The following is a 16,070-nucleotide window of genomic DNA, read 5'->3' on the forward strand; positions in this document are numbered from 1 at the left end:
TCCCCGCTCGTTTGAACAGGTTCGGCACCGATTTAAACAGCTTCCTCCGCCGTTTAAACAGGTTAGCCTTTCTCACGTTGTGATACACTGAGGATACAGACTGTGACAGGGGTGATCGGAGTGGGAAAGGTCGTACTGTTTGACGGTGAGTGCAATTTTTGTGATGGGAGCGTGCAGTTTATCATAAAGCGTGACCCGGATAAGGTGTTTTCATTTGCGTCCCTTCAGAGTGAAGAAGGAAAGCGGCTTGTGGAGAAGTCGGGTATTCCCCTGGGGACAGACAGTATGATCCTTGTAGAAGAGGATGGGAGCTCCCACATGAAATCAGGGGCGGCGCTTCGAATCGTCCGGGAGCTTAGGCGGCCGTGGAATTTATTGTGGGTGTTTATCCTGATTCCGTATCCTTTGCGGGACGGGGTGTACAACATTATTGCCCGAAACCGGATAAAGTGGTTTGGGAAAAGGGCGGCGTGTCGTGTTCCGACGGCTGAAGAGCGGGAGCGGTTCTTGGATTTTTAAGGAGCGAAACGAAGGACGTTGGAAGTGCGTTTGAAAAAGGAGGCTGATTGATCGTGAAAATTACAGTTGTCGGGTTTTGGGGAGCCTATCCGGAAAAAGAAGAAGCCACATCCTGTTACCTTGTGGAGCATAATGGAATGAAAGTAGTGATCGACTGCGGGAGCGGGGCCGTGTCACAGCTCCAGAGATACACGGAGCTGAAGGACGTGGATGCAGTGGTGTTCAGTCATTATCACGCGGATCACATTGCGGATTTGGGAGTGATTCAGTACGCAAGGATTGTGGATAAAGCGCTTGAACGGACGAGTGACAGCCTTTTAATGTACGGACATCAGGAAGACAAAGCGGCGTTTCAGTCATTGACGAAGGAGCCGGCGGTGGAAGGCTTGCCTTACAGTGAAGGCGAGTCGCTTCAGTTTGGCGAGATGACATTTACGTTTTGCCGTACAGATCATCCGGTACCGTGCTTTGCCATACGTGTGGAAGCGGCGGGGCGGTCAGCTGTTTACACGGCGGACACTACATATCTCGATGAACTTGTTCAGTTCAGCAAAGGAGCGGATCTCCTGATTGCGGAAACGAGTTTTTACGCAGATCAGGACTCAAAGCCCTTTGGTCACATGAACAGCGTGGAAGCCGGGCGGATGGCCCGAAAAGCAGGTGTGGGGCATCTGGTGTTGACTCACCTGCCGCACTTTGGGAATTATGAAGACTTGGTTAAGGAAGCCCGGGGGGAGTTCGGCGGAGAGGTTGAGCTTGCTGCCGGGGGGAAAGTATTTAAATTGTAAATGACGTAATTATTATAGAATTAGCGGTTTTTAGAAGAAGGCTGTGTGAGAAGGTGAGGTTTTACCTTCCTGCACAGCCTTTTTCTATTTGTCTCAAATGATGTTCAGAAAAAACACTGCAAAATCTGACAAAAGCATATGAACACAATATGAACACCGGGAAGCGATGAAGATTACCAACAGTCCCCTATCAATTTTATGAAATCCTCCCTGTGCCGCAATTTTACACAAAATTGTGCGGGGACAGACCCCCGCTTTCCTCTCTTCTTTTTTTGAAATTTACAATACCTTCACAATTGCTTTACACAGGGTTTATTTCTCCTTAATATTCGTCTTTTATACTAGCAATTGTAAGAGAGTTAATCACAGAAATAAGAGAATTTACTCGATACGAGGAGGAAATTGACAGTGAAAAAGTTTGGCTTATCAGTATTAGCAGCAGGATTTATGGTAGTAGCAGCAGCTTGTGGTGGCGGGGAAGAAGAAGGGAATACAGGAGATGCCGCTGCAGACTCTAACGGTTCATCCGATGAAACAACAGAAGAAGCAAACGAAGATCTTTCAGGGTCAGTAGCAATTGACGGGTCAGGTACTGTTTATCCTCTAATGGCACGTATTGCCGAAGAGTTTATGGTAAATGAACAACAAGGAGTGAGCGTAGAAGTGAGCCGTGCCGGAACAAGCGCGGGTATGCAGCGTTTCGTGAACGGTGAAACGGATCTTTCAAACGCTTCACGTGAAATCAGAGATACTGAAATTGAAGAACTGGAAGCCAACGGAATTGAATCCCAGGAGTTTAAAGTAGCTTTAGATGGTTTGACAATCGTGACTCACCCTGAGAATGACTGGGCGATTGATTTAACAGAAGAAGAAGTAAAAGAAATGTTCGTAACAGGCAACTTTGCAGATGACGATGTTGTTATGTGGTCTGATATCCGTGATGAGTGGCCGGATGAGGAAATCAATTTCTATGGACCGAACGAAAACCACGGTACAAACGAATTCTTCGTACAGGAAATTATTGAAGAGCAGGACCTTGTAGATACAATCAATCTTCAACAGGAATACTCTACTCTTGTTAACTTAATTTCTGAAGACGAAAACGGTATTGGATTCTTTGGATTCGGTTACTACGCAAACAACACTGATAAGCTTAACGCAGTGTCAATTGACTTTGGTGATGGTCCGGTAGAACCTTCTCTAGACACGATTGCAGAAGATGGCGACTATGCTCCATTTACTCGTCCTGTATTTACTAACCTAAGCATCAACTCCGCACAGGAAAAGCCTGAAGTTAAGGCATTTGCAGAGTACATTATGCAGGTTGCCAATGACTTTGCCGGAGAAACTGGATTCGCTCCACTTCCAGAAGAAGAACTGCAAGAGCAGTTGGAGCAAATTCAAGCAATCGATTAGTTAATGAAATTATAAATGTGATGAAGGTGGGGGGCGAGAGCGCTTCTCATCTTCAATCATGTAAAAAAGATAACAAGGGATTAACAATCAAGAGCAGCATTTTGATTGAAAGGGGAAGTAACAAATGTTGAAATCAGGCAGTGTAAAAGACATGATTTATCGCAACAAACAGTCTGTAAGCAGTACGACACTCATCGAAAAAGTCGTTCCGATCTTATTGTTTGCTGCCGCATTTATTTCTGTTTTAACAACAATAGGTATTGTTTTCACATTGATTTTTGAGACAGTTTTATTTTTCAGGGAAGTTCCCGTAAGAGAGTTCTTTACAGGAACGGTGCTAAGACCCCTCAGTCCGGTAGAACCGCAGTACAGTATTTTGCCTTTGATCATGGGTACAATGCTCACGACGATCATCGCTATGTTTGTAGCTATTCCTATAGGGCTGACTACAGCTGTTTATTTAAGTGAGTATGCGTCAAAAAGTGCCCGCAAAATCTTAAAACCGATGATTGAAGTTTTAGCAGGGATACCAACAATTGTATATGGTTTCTTTGCATTTACGTTTGTCACCCCTGTATTAAGAGAAATTATTCCAGGGCTTTCAGCCACAAACGCATTGAGTCCGGGGATCGTAATGGGAATTATGATTATTCCTCTCGTTGCATCACTATCAGAAGATGCAATGAACTCAGTTCCCAATTCAATGAGGGAAGGCGCAATGGCGTTAGGTGCAACGCAACTTGAAGTAACATTTCGTGTTGTTATCCCTGCTGCAATTTCAGGAATCATAGCCTCATTTGTTTTAGGGATCTCCAGAGCGATAGGAGAAACAATGATTGTAACGATCGCAAGTGGAAGCTCTAAAAACTTCACCTTTGACGTTACTCAATCCATGCAAACCATGACCGCTTATATTGTCGAGGTAACAAGTGGAGATGCAGCTGCCGGGACAACGATTTATTACAGTCTCTATGCTGTAGCGATGACGTTATTCCTGTTTACATTAACGATGAATCTCCTCGCAAGATATATAAGCAAACGGTTCAGGGAGGTTTACTAAGCAATGGAATATATTGACTTGAATTCAGTGAAAAAAAGAATGGATAAACGCGTTTTCTTAAATAAATTAGTGAAAGTTTTATTTCTTGGATCAACATTGTTCGGTCTGGTCGTTCTGGCTATTCTTCTGTACCGGGTAGCTGTCGACAGTATGGGTTGGCTTTCAATGGACTTCCTGACTAACCTGTTATCTACAAGTGCAGACAGAGCAGGGATCAGAGGTGCCGTCATGGGTACGTTATGGCTCATGCTCATTGTCGGCCCTGTGACGATGATTTTAGGCGTAGGAACTGCCATTTACCTTGAAGAGTATGCAAAGCGGGGGAAATTGCATTCTTTCATTCAAACAAACATTGCCAACCTTGCAGGTGTCCCATCGATCGTATTCGGTATTTTAGGATTAACGATATTTGTCCGTATGTTTGGTTTCGGTGCAAGTGTCATTGCCGGGGGACTGACCATGTCGCTTCTTGTGTTACCTATCGTTGTTGTTGCCGCCCAGGAAGCCATCCGCTCTGTTCCGGGTTACTTAAGAGAAGCTTCGTTTGGGATGGGGGCTACCAAGTGGCAGACGATAAAGAATGTGGTTCTGCCAACGGCTATACCCGGTATCTTAACTGGTGTCATCCTTGCATTATCCAGAGCGATTGGGGAAACAGCCCCACTTGTTGTTATTGGAATCCCGGCATTACTCATCCCTGTTCCGACAAGTATTACAGATAACTTTACTGCTCTTCCAATGCAAATCTATTATTGGACTCTTGATTCTGTAATGACTGCAGAATATGCAAACCTGGCAGCTGCTACGATTGTCGTGTTGCTTGTCGTCTTGTTCCTGTTAAATTCAGTTGCGATCCTGATTCGTAACAAGTTCCAAAAACGATTCTAAACTGAGGAGGATGTAACATGTCTTTAACATCACCAGCCAGCAAAAAACAAGAAATTAAATTAGGTGAAATTAATAAACCTGATAAAAAAGAAAATAAAAAGCTTGTTTACAATACGAAAGGTTTAAATCTTTACTACGGCAACACGCAAGCACTGAAAGATATTCATCTGCCAATCCGTGAAAACGAAGTAACAGCAATCATCGGACCTTCCGGATGTGGAAAATCAACCTACATTAAAACCCTTAACCGAATGGTGGAGATGGTTGCCGGTGTCAAAGTCACAGGAGAAGTAATGTACCGTGATAAAAACATTTTTGACCGCTCTTACCGGGTGGAAGAGCTTCGTACACGGGTAGGGATGGTTTTTCAAAAACCAAATCCGTTTCCAAAGTCCATTTTCGACAACGTTGCTTATGGACCCCGTGTTCACGGAATCAGAGATAAAAAGATGTTAAAGCAGATTGTTGAGAAAAGCTTGCGTGGAGCTGCTATCTGGGAGGAAGTTAAGGATCGTCTTGGTGAAAATGCATACGGTCTGTCAGGCGGTCAGCAGCAGCGGATCTGTATTGCCAGATGTCTGGCGATTGAACCGGATGTGATCTTAATGGACGAACCTACTTCTGCACTGGATCCGAAGTCCACAATGAAAATTGAAGAATTGATCAAAGAATTAAAACAAAACTATTCGATTGTCATCGTCACCCACAACATGCAGCAGGCTGCACGAATTTCCGACAAAACGGCTTTCTTCCTTAATGGAGAAGTGGTTGAGTATGATGAAACAGACCGTATTTTTTCAAATCCTTCTGACAAAAGAACAGAAGATTATATTACAGGCCGGTTCGGATAAACGAAAGGGGAGTCAGAATAATGTCAGTAAGAGTGAATTTTGAATCACAGCTGCTAGAATTAAAAAAAGAAATTATGCTCCAGGGGGCCATGGTTGAACGTTCCTTTACAGAAATGATGTCAGCCATTAAGGACAATGATGAAACAAAGATGGAGGATATCATACTCCAGGACCGGCATATTAATGAGCTGGAACTTGAAATAAATGAGAGAGCAACGTTAATGATCGCTAAACAGCAGCCTGTAGCTTCTGACCTTCGCCAGATCATTGTTGCTTTAAAAGTATCCAGTGACTTGGAAAGAATGGGTGACCTTGCTGTGGATATGGCAAAAGCAGCGAAACGAATGACTAAAACGGATTCCGTTACAAAGCATGAAGAAGCTCTGATGAACCTTGCTTCTAAAGCTCAATATATGATGAAAGAAGTGCTGAAAGCATACCGTAACAGAGATGTACTTGAAGCACAGCAGATTGCTTCTCTTGATGATGATGTGGACCGGGAATACGGTCAGTTTGTAAAGTCTATTTTTAATGTTGCGGTTGCAGAGAATCAGGACATTCAGCAGATCACTCAGATGGCATTTATCTCTCGCTACATTGAACGTATTGCTGATTACTGCACGAACATTGCAGAGTGGATTATCTACGAGGTAAACGGTCAGCGGTTCGATTTGAACTGATTTTAGGGACTGGGAAGAAGTGCAGTTGTGGAGGAGGGTTTTTGTGGCTCATTCGGTGTTAATTATTGAGCAGGATCAACCAACGATTGACATGATCGAGAGTTATTTTTCCAGGTCAGGGTTTGAAACATATGTAGCAAAAAACGGACACGAAGGGTTCAGGCAGGCTTCTATTATCCAGCCTGATGCCATCGTTACAGAGCTGGATCTGCCGGGTTACAGTGGTCTCGATATTTGCAGAGAGCTGCGGTTTGTTAAAAATGACTGGACACCTATCGTTTTAATATCTGAAAAAAGAGAAGAACTTGACGCCGTACTCGGACTTGAGCTGGGAGCAGACGACTACATGACGAAGCCTCTGAGGTTAAAGGAACTCGTTGCAAGAGTAAAATCTACGATCCGGCGGGGTTCAAAGTGCTGTAGTCAAGAAGACCAGAATCATGGGTCTTCCGAGCATTCCCGAATCATTAAAAATGGTGAATTGACCATCGACCCGGACCATTTTCTTGTTTACAAGAATGATCGTCCGGTTGATTTAACGAGAAAAGAGTTTGAATTGTTGTACTATTTATCCAAAAATAAAGGCAGAGCGCTGTCCCGGGAGAAACTGATGCAGGAGCTTTCAGGCGATGAGGTTGAACTTGATGAGCGGATTATTGATGTGTTTATCAGCCGGATAAGAAACAAGATCGAGCCTCACAGGAGAAATCCAACGTATGTTAAAACGGTAAGGAATATTGGGTATATGATGAACGTAGTGAAAGAGTCCGTGCCTTCATAGAAATGTGAGAGTGAGGCCAGCAGAAGAGAAGCTGGTCTTTTGCTTTGATCAATTTGACAATCTCTTGAATACATACTCATCTTCTTTACCTGGAAGATAGAAAACGATATACTACATAAAGCATGATATTTTGTTTGAGGAGGTTATGACTCGTGTACGATGGAATGATACATACTCACACCCTGGCATGGTTTGTGATGCTGATTTTGTTTGCAGTAACAATGATGCTGTTCAAATCAAACCGTCCAAAAGGGGCAAAAATTGTTCAGATGACGCTGCGTTTGTTCTACGTATTTGTCCTGGTTACCGGCGCGACACTGCTTATCATGAACTTTTACTGGGCGACAGCGGTAAAAGGGATTCTGGCTGTTCTGCTGATCTTTACAATGGAGAAGGTTACGACAGGTACGAAAAAAGGAACGCTTCACGGTTCTCAGAAGATGATTTTCTGGGTACAGTTTGCCATTTTAACGATCGTGGTTATTTATTTCGGATATTTTGTAGCATAGGTTTGAGGGACAGTCATTCTGGCTGTCTTTTTTTCTGTTCAGAATTAGGCACATTTTGCCCCGGGGCGGGTATTTGATTAATGGAGTTCTGCCAATAGAGTTGGCTAGAAAAATCCAAGTTGCGGAGAAGGTATTTTATCAAAAACCAGTTTAATTCTATCGATAAGGTACTTTATTCTGTCAAAAAAGTAATTAATTCTATCAAAAACCCAATTTATTCTGCAAAAAGAAGTGCAGCATGCCAGAGGGAAGTTAAATCGAAGGATCTTTTTAATATCAAAGAAAATACCGTTGCCAGCACTAAAGGTTACGCGGGATTCATGTAGATTACACATTTTCACACACAAAATCTGTTGCATTTTCCATATAGTGTTATAAGATAAAAAGTGTAGCACCAAAATTAACCAACATTAACGAAAGGAGGTCGTTCCCATGATGCAGGTAAAAATGATTTCAACTGTAAAACTTCATAACGTATCATCGGGCGACTTCTCGTATAAATTTGTTAAGGTTTTTTAACCAAATGACAAAATGATGCACAGACCGGTGATGATTGGTCTGTGTATTTTGTTTTATGTAAAATTCAGTGCACAGACCAGCGGACCGGTCTGTGTTTTTTAGTACGCTCTAAAATACCCTGATGGGGTATAAGGAAAGGGTAAAAGACAGTGCATCATTTTTACCAAAGACCAAATGAAGAGCGGTGACTTTTGACTTATTATTTCGGTTTCCGTAACAAAAGGCGTATCGAACAGCGATCTTTCACATACGTTGATGATGGAGTAAAAAAAGGAGGTGATAAGATATGCTATTGACATTGTTTCACTATACAGTATCAATCACGCGTCAGCCTTACAGCAGCGAAGAGCTTGAACGGGAACAGCATTATGAACGGGCGTGCAGACGAATTGAAAAGCAGCGTGCCCGCCAGGCAGAATTTTTCCGCATGATGTAAGAAGGGGAGTCGCGTTTTTTACCAAAAAGAAAAGGAGGCGTTGATGATGAAAATCAGAGTGGTTAGTCAACTGGTATGGTTACCTGAGGGGGACGGCTTTGGGTAGCTGGGCTCCATGATCTGGCTTAAAGCAGAAAGAAAGCAGCAGAATCAGCTGCTTTCTTTTATTTGGGAAAAAGAATTGAAATTCAGCTTCGTTGAACGGAATACGCTCCCTTTCCGCGGACTCGCGCCGAGCCTCCTCAGAGCTTTGCCCTAAAGGGGTCTCGCCTGTCTCGCACTCCCGCAGTAGTGTCGCGTATTCCGCTAAATTAGGCACAATGCGCTTTGAAAATCAGACAAAAAGGATATTCATTCAAAAAAGCAGTATGCCTAATTTCATGAGTTATAGTGCGAATACATTCGCATTGTTGGAGATCATTGTTGATTAAAAATCGTTGATTGCAGCGAATGCACGACACTCCTGCGGGAGCAATGAGCGTTCACATCATGAATGAGCTTCGAGTGGCTTCGACGCAGAAAGCTGCCAAGAATAACTGGCAGAGGAAGAAGCAGGTGTACTTCTTCTGCGAGGGGGCTCACCTGCGCCTCCGCGGAAAGGGATTGCAATGAGGGTATTCAACACCTGAGTTTAACAGAGCCTTTAGTTTAGGTGTGTCAAACAATTCTCTTACGAATAGCTGAGCTTACGTAGTCAATGACGGTAACGACAAAGATAATGATAAGGAGGGCCATACCCACTTCATCCCAGTTCCGGTTCATGGTAGAGATCTGGATCATCATACCGATACCGCCGGCTCCGATCAGACCGAGAATCGTTGAGGAACGAACATCGATTTCATAACGGTAAATAGCGTAGGAGAGAAATTCAGGAATAACCTGAGGAATGATTCCGTAGAAAAGAATCTGCGCTTTATTTGCCCCGTTTGCTTCGAGTGACTCAACAACGTGCATGTCGATGGACTCAATCACTTCAGAGTACAATTTCCCGAGCATTCCAATGGACCCGACGGCAATGGCGAGGACCCCGGCGAAGGCTGATGGTCCGATTGCAGCTACAAAAATCAAAGCGAGCATGATTTCAGGAAAGGCACGGATGCCATCAAGTGCCCATTTAGCGGCAGTGTTGACGATGCGGCTGTCCACCATGTTTTTAGCGGCAAAAAAACCAAAGGGTACAGCGAGCAGCGCGGCCATCAGTGTTCCTGTATAAGCCATAGCAAGGGTTTCGCCCATCAGTCTGAGAGCGTCAAGTGCAACAGCCCACTCAGGTGAAAAGAGCTGTGGGATTACCCGGCCCATGTTATTGAGTGTACGCTCGCTGACAATCTGTCCCCAGTTAATGCCGATGCTTGAGAACGTCCATGCATACATAGCAACAAGAAAGGCCGCAATGAGCCAGTTTCGGATGACTTTTTTTCGCGGAATTTTCTTTTTCGGAGGCAGTGGCAGTGTAGTTGTCTGTTCCATTAGAGAATCTCCTCCCTGATTTTTCCGCTGATGTATTCAATGATTACAACGGCAACGAAAATGATAATGATGATTATCATAGCGCGACCGTATTGGAAAAAGCTGATCGAGCGCTGAAGAAGCTGTCCAATACCACCTGCACCTACAAATCCGAGTACCAGTGACGCCCGGACGTTAATTTCAAATACATATAGTGTAAATGACGTGTATTGTGGAAGGATTTGCGGTATGACTCCGTAAACAATCACCTGAAGGGTATTACCACCTGAGGCACGAATGGCTTCCAGTGGGTTTTTGTCAATCGCTTCGATCGTCTCTGCGAGCAGTTTTGCCAGAATTCCCAGAGAGAAAATAATTAAGGCAATGATACCGGAAAACGCTCCGATTCCGAAAATCCCGACAAAAATAACCGCAAGCAGCAGATCGGGTATCGTACGGAGAATGTTCATGATTTGCTTTGTAATATTGTAAACCCATTTGTTTGGAGCAATATTTGATGACGCCATCAAACTGATTGGAATACAGAGAATTCCGGCGACCGTTGTAGCAATAATCGCCATCTGAATCGTTTCACTCAGCCGGCCCCACGTCTCAGTTGCATAACCCCAGTTTGGCGGGAACAGTTCGCCTACCATACGCCAGACGTCAGGCATCCCAAACCAAAGATCAATGAGGCTGGAGTTTGTCTGCCACGAAGTAAACATGTATACGAGAACGACAGCAGCAAATACAAACGTAAGCTTCCACTTGGCCTGCTGCGTACGTAAGCCTGGTGGATTTGAAGGGTCGAATGATTCCTGGCCTGGATTAGCCGTTGTTTTCGTCATCTTCATCTCCTCCTACTATGTCTTCTTCACGGATCTTACGTCCATAAATCTCTTCAAATGTCCTTTCAGTTACTGTGCTTGCAGGGCCGTCAAATACAACTTCACCGGCGCGCATGCCGATAATGCGGTCAGCATACTCCATTGCCATATCAATAAAGTGGAGGTTTACAAGAGTCGTGATCTTGTCCTCTTTGTTCACTTTTCGAAGGTACGTCATCACCTGGTGAGAAGTCGGAGGATCAAGACTTGCTACCGGCTCATCGGCGAGGATGACTTTAGGCTGCTGAGTGAGTACGCGGGCAATACTGACACGCTGCTGCTGCCCGCCACTGAGCTGATCGGCTCTTGAGTGTACTTTTTCGTCGATGTTGACACGCTGCAGACTCTGGTAAGCCAGTGATTTGTCTTCATTTGAATACAGGTTCAGCACACTTCGCAATGTACCCGTATGGCCAAGCCGGCCGGCGATCACATTTTTCATCACAGTAGATCGCTTAACGAGATTGTAGTTTTGGAAGATCATTCCTACTTTCGTACGGAGGTCGCGGAGCTGACGCCCGTTGTAGGAGAGAATATCCTCACCATCGACGAGGAGTTCTCCGTCAGTCGGCGTCACCATGCGGTTAACACTGCGGATGAGAGTGGACTTACCTGCGCCTGAAAGTCCGACGATTACGACAAACTCTCCTTCATTAATTTTAATGTTTACATCTTTTAGTCCCTGTGTGCCATTTGGATAAACAAGTGACGTGTTTTTGAATTCAATCATTGTTGTATGTACCCCCTGGAAAGTGTTAGGTGGAAATAATCCCCTTTTTATTTTCATAGACATAGAAAAGAGGCTAGGGCAGAAAGGTTTAGTGAATCCGAACAAACAATGTGCAATGCATATAAATCGCTCCTGAAAGATACTTCGCTTTCCCCGGGAAGCGGCTGAGCCTGCCCTGTGGGGTCTCATCTTCGCTTTTCATCCCGCAGGAGTCTACGTATCTTTCATCCGCTATGTTCGCACATTGTTCGGAACTACTGCTAAACACTCTCTTTATGTCCCAACCTCTTTTTCCTATTGTCATCAAATGATTAATTAGTTAAGCGGATCAACTTCGTCAGAGAACAGCTCATAAGCTTCGCGGACGATGTCATAGTCTTCGTCTGCAGCTTCAGCAATACCGTCCCAACGGTAAACTTCCTGCATGATTTCAATCATTTCCTCATCATCATTAAAAGAAAGGAAAGCCTGCTGGATTTCATCTTTAAAGCTTCCAAGGCCAGGAATAACGGAGATCGTATCGTTTGGAATTGGATCCGTAAATCCAAGCTGAATTAATCCTGTTTCTTCATCAAATACTTCAGGGTAGTCATCAGCAATAACGTCACGGGCATCTTCAAACGTTGTTGCTACATCGGCATTACCTTCGAGTACAGTGATAAGTGCGTTATCGTGGGAACCTGCTTCAAGGAGGTCAGCGAAGAAATCATCTTCGTCTACACCAAGCTCAGTACGAAGCTGGGTAGCAGGGAAAAGGTAGCCACTGGTAGAAGCTACATCAGGGAATGTCCAAACTTTACCTTCGAGATCCTCAAGACTCTCAATACCGGAATCTGCTCTCACAGAATATTGAGCGCGGTAGCTGTCTTCACCGTTACGGATAGACTTTAAAATAACTTCGATATCATGACGCTCACTTGCCAGTACATAAGCAAATGCCGGGATAAACCCTACTTCAACCTGTCCGCTTCCCATTGCCTCAACCAAAGCGGAGTAGTTTGTCATAACAGTACCTTCAACTTCAATTCCAAGCTCTTCAGAAAGGCGTTCTGCAAGTGGCTCTACAGTCGCCGCAATTTGATCGGAATCAGTAGATGGAACGAACCCCATTGTAATGGAATCAGGTCTGTCAGCAGCTTCTTCTTCCTCTTCAGAAGCGTCGTCTTCAGACGCATCATCGTCTTCTGTTGTTTCTTCAGTATCAGTCTCATTGGAAGCTGTTTCTTCCTGAGCTCCTTCAGACTCTCCGCAGGCAACCAACCCTGCAACGATCACTGAAGACATTAAAACTGTGAATAACTTCTTCATCTTGCAAAACCCCTCTTTTCTTTTTTTCAAAGTATGTAAGTTTTTTACTTACAAATGCGATTATGCAGGAAGGGAGGTTGGAATACTATAGCTTTTACCGTTTCCTAACCGAACCTTTACAAGAATCCACAAAGCCTTTACAAACTTTACGAAATAGTCAAAATCCGTTTATTTTTTGCTGATTTCGACATCTCTCGAATCCTTTTTACTAAAATCTTGTAGAACCTTGCGCTCGGGACGTAAAACGATTACTCTAAAAAGTAGTGTTTACGAATTTTTCCGGGGGAGAGTGTGGCAATGCAGGTTGAGAAATTATACATTTTTGATTTAGACGGAACGCTATATGAAGGAACGGATCATTTTGATTATTATGCGAAGCGCCTTTCTATCGATGTAGCAGAAAAGGATAAAGCAGCCTTCTGGGCAGACTATGAAAAGTCTAAAAACGGAAAGCACGTCCTTGAAGTAGGAAAGGCGTACGACGTGGAACATGATGCGGTTCTTACTGTCGATCCAATGACCCTTTCAGTAGTGGAAGCGCACAACTGGGATGGAACAGAATGGCCTTTGGAAAAAGTGAAAGATACATATAAAGGAAACCTTGAGTTTGATTTTGAAACCATCGTTGCCATTGGTGACGGCTGGTGGCTGCCTTTTGCCTGTGCCAAGCACTACGGTGTGAAAGACTGTTATACAAGATATTGTGAAACAAAGGAATACATGGTGACAGACGAATTCCAGCTTGATCCGATTCCGGGACTCCGGGAGTTTTTGCTTCAATTAAAAGAAAAGACAAATATTGTTCTCATGACAAACAGTGATGCAGATGACGTAAGCAGACTGTTTAAAGAGCTTGAGCTCGATGGTGTTTTTCCTAAAGTCGTTACATCAGCGAAAAAGCCAAGCCTGACCGATCATTACTTTAATGAACTTACAAAAGAGTTTGGTGTGAAGCCTTCAGAAACGGTTTCTGTAGGTGATAACTTCATAAACGAAATTGCACCGGCCCTTTTGCAGGAAATGAAAGCGGTCTACATCTCCGGAAGCAGCCAGGCAATGGAGCACGACAACCTCGTCCAGGTAAAACGGATTACGGACTGGGTGGAGAGTGTAAAGATATAAAGGGTTTTTAAAAAGAGCAGGCCTGTTGAGGTCTGCTCTTTAATTTGTTTATTACGATTTCACATCACTATTACATTAGAAAATACATCAGAAAGCTTGACAGAAATGTTAAAAGGGAAGAAAGAAAATAAGGATCAAGGCGATAGATACCATCCTGTGATTCCGGGGTATACATCCCTCTCGTATCCACAGGTGCATACCCTTCACTAACCACTGGCGGGGGAAAGGAGCTCGTTCCACCATACGTCAGGAGAGCAGCGGCTGCACCAACCGCAAAGGTGACATTTATCATGCTGAAGATAAAGAAATAGGTAATTGCGGAAATAAAACGACGAGGCCCGTCAGAAGTTTGAAATAGAACGCTTTTTTCAAAAGGTGTCACCTCGATGAAAACATCTACGAGTCAGAGTGAGGCGAAGTATCGATTTACTCAAACAAATAAAAAAGACCTAGTATTGATTTCTTATTTAAATTGAAAGCGCTCTATTTGTTTTGTATGATTATGGAAAGTGTCGAAAAATAGAAAAATTTTGAATGAATGATCATTCAAAAGACACATTTCTTTGTAAAGACAAAACAAGGGGTGTTACACATGGGGGAGAAAAGAGAGCATCATGATAAACGGAACCGGCTGATGATGAAGCTGTTATGGGTCGCATATGCCATAGGGCTGTTAAGCAATTTTGCAGCACAGGTACCTGCCCGGGGGCTGATTACATATGCGGCCGTTGGATTTTTCGCTGTAGGAGTCATTACGATTATAACGTTAAAGGGCTGGTTTCCGTCTTACGTTCAGTACATTGTTGTATTCAACTTTTTAATACTCATTTACTTTATGGTATCAACCTCGCCGAAACTATCCAACTATATTATGGTTTATGTGTGTGTGGCTTTTGTGACTCTCTATCACAACTTCCGGGCCATTGCCATGGCAGCTGTCGGTGGGCTTGCTCTTACAAACTATTTCTTTATCACGTTCAGGGAAGAAATGTTTATGGGGCTTGGAAATGATATTCTCGTTTCCCTGAATATTCTCTTTATCATTACAACGATTGCTCTTGTTGCCCAGGCAAAAATGGGGGAGAATATGCAGCGGAATATGACCACCCAGCAAAACCATATAGCTGCGGGAAAAGAGAGAGTGGAAGGGATGCTGAGTGAAATTAACCGCTCAATTGAGGTACTCACCAAGGTTGCGAGCCGGGTCAATGATCAGATGAAACACACGGGGGCGATTTCCAAAGAGATTACCCTATCTTTTACAGAAATGTCCAAAGGCATTGAAAGCTCGGCTGCGAGCATGACAGACATCCATCAGTCCGTGTCACATACGGGATCTGCTGTTAAGAGAGTAAATGATGCAGCTAAATTGATGTATACCCTTTCCAATGAAACGGCTTCTTCCACTGAGGAAGGTCATAAAAAAATGAATACACTCTCATCGAGAATGAAAGAAATCCATGGTGGGTTTGAGCAGCAGACAAGCGTTGTGGACCAGCTTTATCAGGAAAGCAGGGAAATCGGCAACATGGTAAAGGCAATCAAGGGAATATCCGACCAGACCCACCTGCTGGCACTGAACGCCTCCATCGAAGCAGCCAGAGCCGGGGAGTCAGGAAGAGGTTTTGCTGTGGTTGCAAATGAAGTACGGAAGCTTGCAGAAGACTCAAATGACTCTACGAAAAAAATCAGTGATAAATTAACAAAAATTGAAGCTGATATTGCTATGGTAAAGGAAGATATGAATGTGAACCGCGAGTTGGTAGCTGCAAACTTAACTGAAACGTTCGAAGCAAGCAACCGCTTTGATGAATTAATGAAGCACGCAAATGAAACAGCCTGTAAGAGTGAGGAAGTGGAAGCGCAGATGAATGAAGTGGATGATGAAACAAAACGGATTATAAATGAGTCCGCCACTGTAAGCAGCTATACACAGCAGTCCAGTGCAGCAGTCGAAGAAGTACTCGCTTCTGTTGAAGAGCAGTATGCTTCCATCGAAGACACACTGGAACAGATAGACAAACTAGTCTCGATTACAAAAACCCTGGAAGAAGCAGCCGCAGGAGAATAAAAAAGAACCGTCCAGTAATCCAGATAAGCACTGGTTACGGACGGTTCTGTTGTTTG

General features: G+C 43.8%; 16 protein-coding genes. 12 read left to right on the forward strand and 4 right to left on the reverse strand.

What is annotated here, in order from left to right:
- The first annotated feature begins 120 nt into the window (after positions 1-120).
- The 10 genes from JSY36_RS17890 to JSY36_RS17935 all read left to right on the forward strand — a co-directional run bounded on the left by JSY36_RS17890 (position 121) and on the right by JSY36_RS17935 (position 8,447).
- A complete protein-coding gene (locus JSY36_RS17890) occupies positions 121-519 on the forward strand; it encodes a DCC1-like thiol-disulfide oxidoreductase family protein (protein ID WP_205167416.1) in 399 nt (132 codons plus the stop codon).
- Between the two features lie 53 nt (positions 520-572).
- Positions 573-1,307 (forward strand): MBL fold metallo-hydrolase, encoded by a 735-nt coding sequence (locus tag JSY36_RS17895; RefSeq protein ID WP_205167417.1) that lies wholly within the window; start codon positions 573-575, stop codon positions 1,305-1,307.
- A 402-nt stretch (positions 1,308-1,709) separates the two neighbouring features.
- Positions 1,710-2,723, forward strand: a complete 1,014-nt coding sequence (locus tag JSY36_RS17900; protein ID WP_236785118.1) for a PstS family phosphate ABC transporter substrate-binding protein — start codon at positions 1,710-1,712, stop codon at positions 2,721-2,723.
- 151 nt (positions 2,724-2,874) lie between these two features.
- On the forward strand, positions 2,875-3,783 hold the full coding sequence (gene pstC, locus JSY36_RS17905) for a phosphate ABC transporter permease subunit PstC (protein WP_419466051.1): 909 nt from the start codon (positions 2,875-2,877) through the stop codon (positions 3,781-3,783).
- 3 nt (positions 3,784-3,786) lie between these two features.
- Positions 3,787-4,671, forward strand: a complete 885-nt coding sequence (pstA, locus tag JSY36_RS17910) for a phosphate ABC transporter permease PstA (protein ID WP_205167419.1) — start codon at positions 3,787-3,789, stop codon at positions 4,669-4,671.
- A 17-nt stretch (positions 4,672-4,688) separates the two neighbouring features.
- Positions 4,689-5,522, forward strand: coding sequence for a phosphate ABC transporter ATP-binding protein PstB (gene pstB / locus JSY36_RS17915; protein WP_205167420.1), 834 nt, complete (start codon positions 4,689-4,691; stop codon positions 5,520-5,522).
- 20 nt (positions 5,523-5,542) lie between these two features.
- The gene (gene phoU / locus JSY36_RS17920; protein ID WP_205167421.1) at positions 5,543-6,202 is read left to right on the forward strand and encodes a phosphate signaling complex protein PhoU; all 660 of its coding nucleotides are present in this window, start codon (positions 5,543-5,545) and stop codon (positions 6,200-6,202) included.
- A gap of 43 nt (positions 6,203-6,245) precedes the next feature.
- Entirely contained in the window at positions 6,246-6,983 is a 738-nt protein-coding gene (locus tag JSY36_RS17925; protein WP_336511529.1) for a response regulator transcription factor, read from the forward strand.
- Between the two features lie 152 nt (positions 6,984-7,135).
- Complete coding sequence (locus JSY36_RS17930; protein ID WP_122897677.1) at positions 7,136-7,492, forward strand: DUF1516 family protein; 357 nt, start codon at positions 7,136-7,138, stop codon at positions 7,490-7,492.
- A gap of 805 nt (positions 7,493-8,297) precedes the next feature.
- Positions 8,298-8,447 (forward strand): YrzI family small protein, encoded by a 150-nt coding sequence (locus JSY36_RS17935; protein WP_122897675.1) that lies wholly within the window; start codon positions 8,298-8,300, stop codon positions 8,445-8,447.
- Positions 8,448-9,104: 657 nt separating this feature from the next.
- Here the strand turns inward: JSY36_RS17935 and phnE (JSY36_RS17940) are convergent.
- The 4 genes from phnE (JSY36_RS17940) to JSY36_RS17955 all read right to left on the reverse strand — a co-directional run bounded on the left by phnE (JSY36_RS17940) (position 9,105) and on the right by JSY36_RS17955 (position 12,821).
- Positions 9,105-9,917, reverse strand: a complete 813-nt coding sequence (phnE, locus tag JSY36_RS17940) for a phosphonate ABC transporter, permease protein PhnE (protein ID WP_205167422.1) — start codon at positions 9,915-9,917, stop codon at positions 9,105-9,107.
- Complete coding sequence (gene phnE / locus JSY36_RS17945; RefSeq protein WP_122897671.1) at positions 9,917-10,744, reverse strand: phosphonate ABC transporter, permease protein PhnE; 828 nt, start codon at positions 10,742-10,744, stop codon at positions 9,917-9,919. Before phnE (JSY36_RS17945) ends, phnE (JSY36_RS17940) begins: the two co-directional genes overlap by 1 nt.
- Entirely contained in the window at positions 10,725-11,513 is a 789-nt protein-coding gene (gene phnC, locus JSY36_RS17950) for a phosphonate ABC transporter ATP-binding protein (protein WP_205167423.1), read from the reverse strand. The genes phnE (JSY36_RS17945) and phnC overlap by 20 nt, the downstream gene beginning before the upstream one ends.
- Before the next feature lie 315 nt (positions 11,514-11,828).
- Positions 11,829-12,821: a phosphate/phosphite/phosphonate ABC transporter substrate-binding protein gene (locus JSY36_RS17955; protein ID WP_205167424.1), complete on the reverse strand. Its 993-nt coding sequence runs from the start codon at positions 12,819-12,821 to the stop codon at positions 11,829-11,831.
- Between the two features lie 297 nt (positions 12,822-13,118).
- On the opposite strand from JSY36_RS17955, the gene JSY36_RS17960 reads away from it, so the two are divergent.
- Both JSY36_RS17960 and JSY36_RS17965 read left to right on the forward strand, forming a co-directional pair.
- The gene (locus JSY36_RS17960) at positions 13,119-13,943 is read left to right on the forward strand and encodes an HAD family hydrolase (protein ID WP_205167425.1); all 825 of its coding nucleotides are present in this window, start codon (positions 13,119-13,121) and stop codon (positions 13,941-13,943) included.
- 592 nt (positions 13,944-14,535) lie between these two features.
- A complete protein-coding gene (locus tag JSY36_RS17965; RefSeq protein ID WP_205167426.1) occupies positions 14,536-16,014 on the forward strand; it encodes a methyl-accepting chemotaxis protein in 1,479 nt (492 codons plus the stop codon).
- Positions 16,015-16,070: the final 56 nt, after the last annotated feature.

The sequence above is a fragment of the Alteribacter salitolerans genome (assembly GCF_016901055.1).
In the GTDB taxonomy this organism is placed as follows: Bacteria; Bacillota; Bacilli; order Bacillales; family Salisediminibacteriaceae; genus Alteribacter; species Alteribacter keqinensis.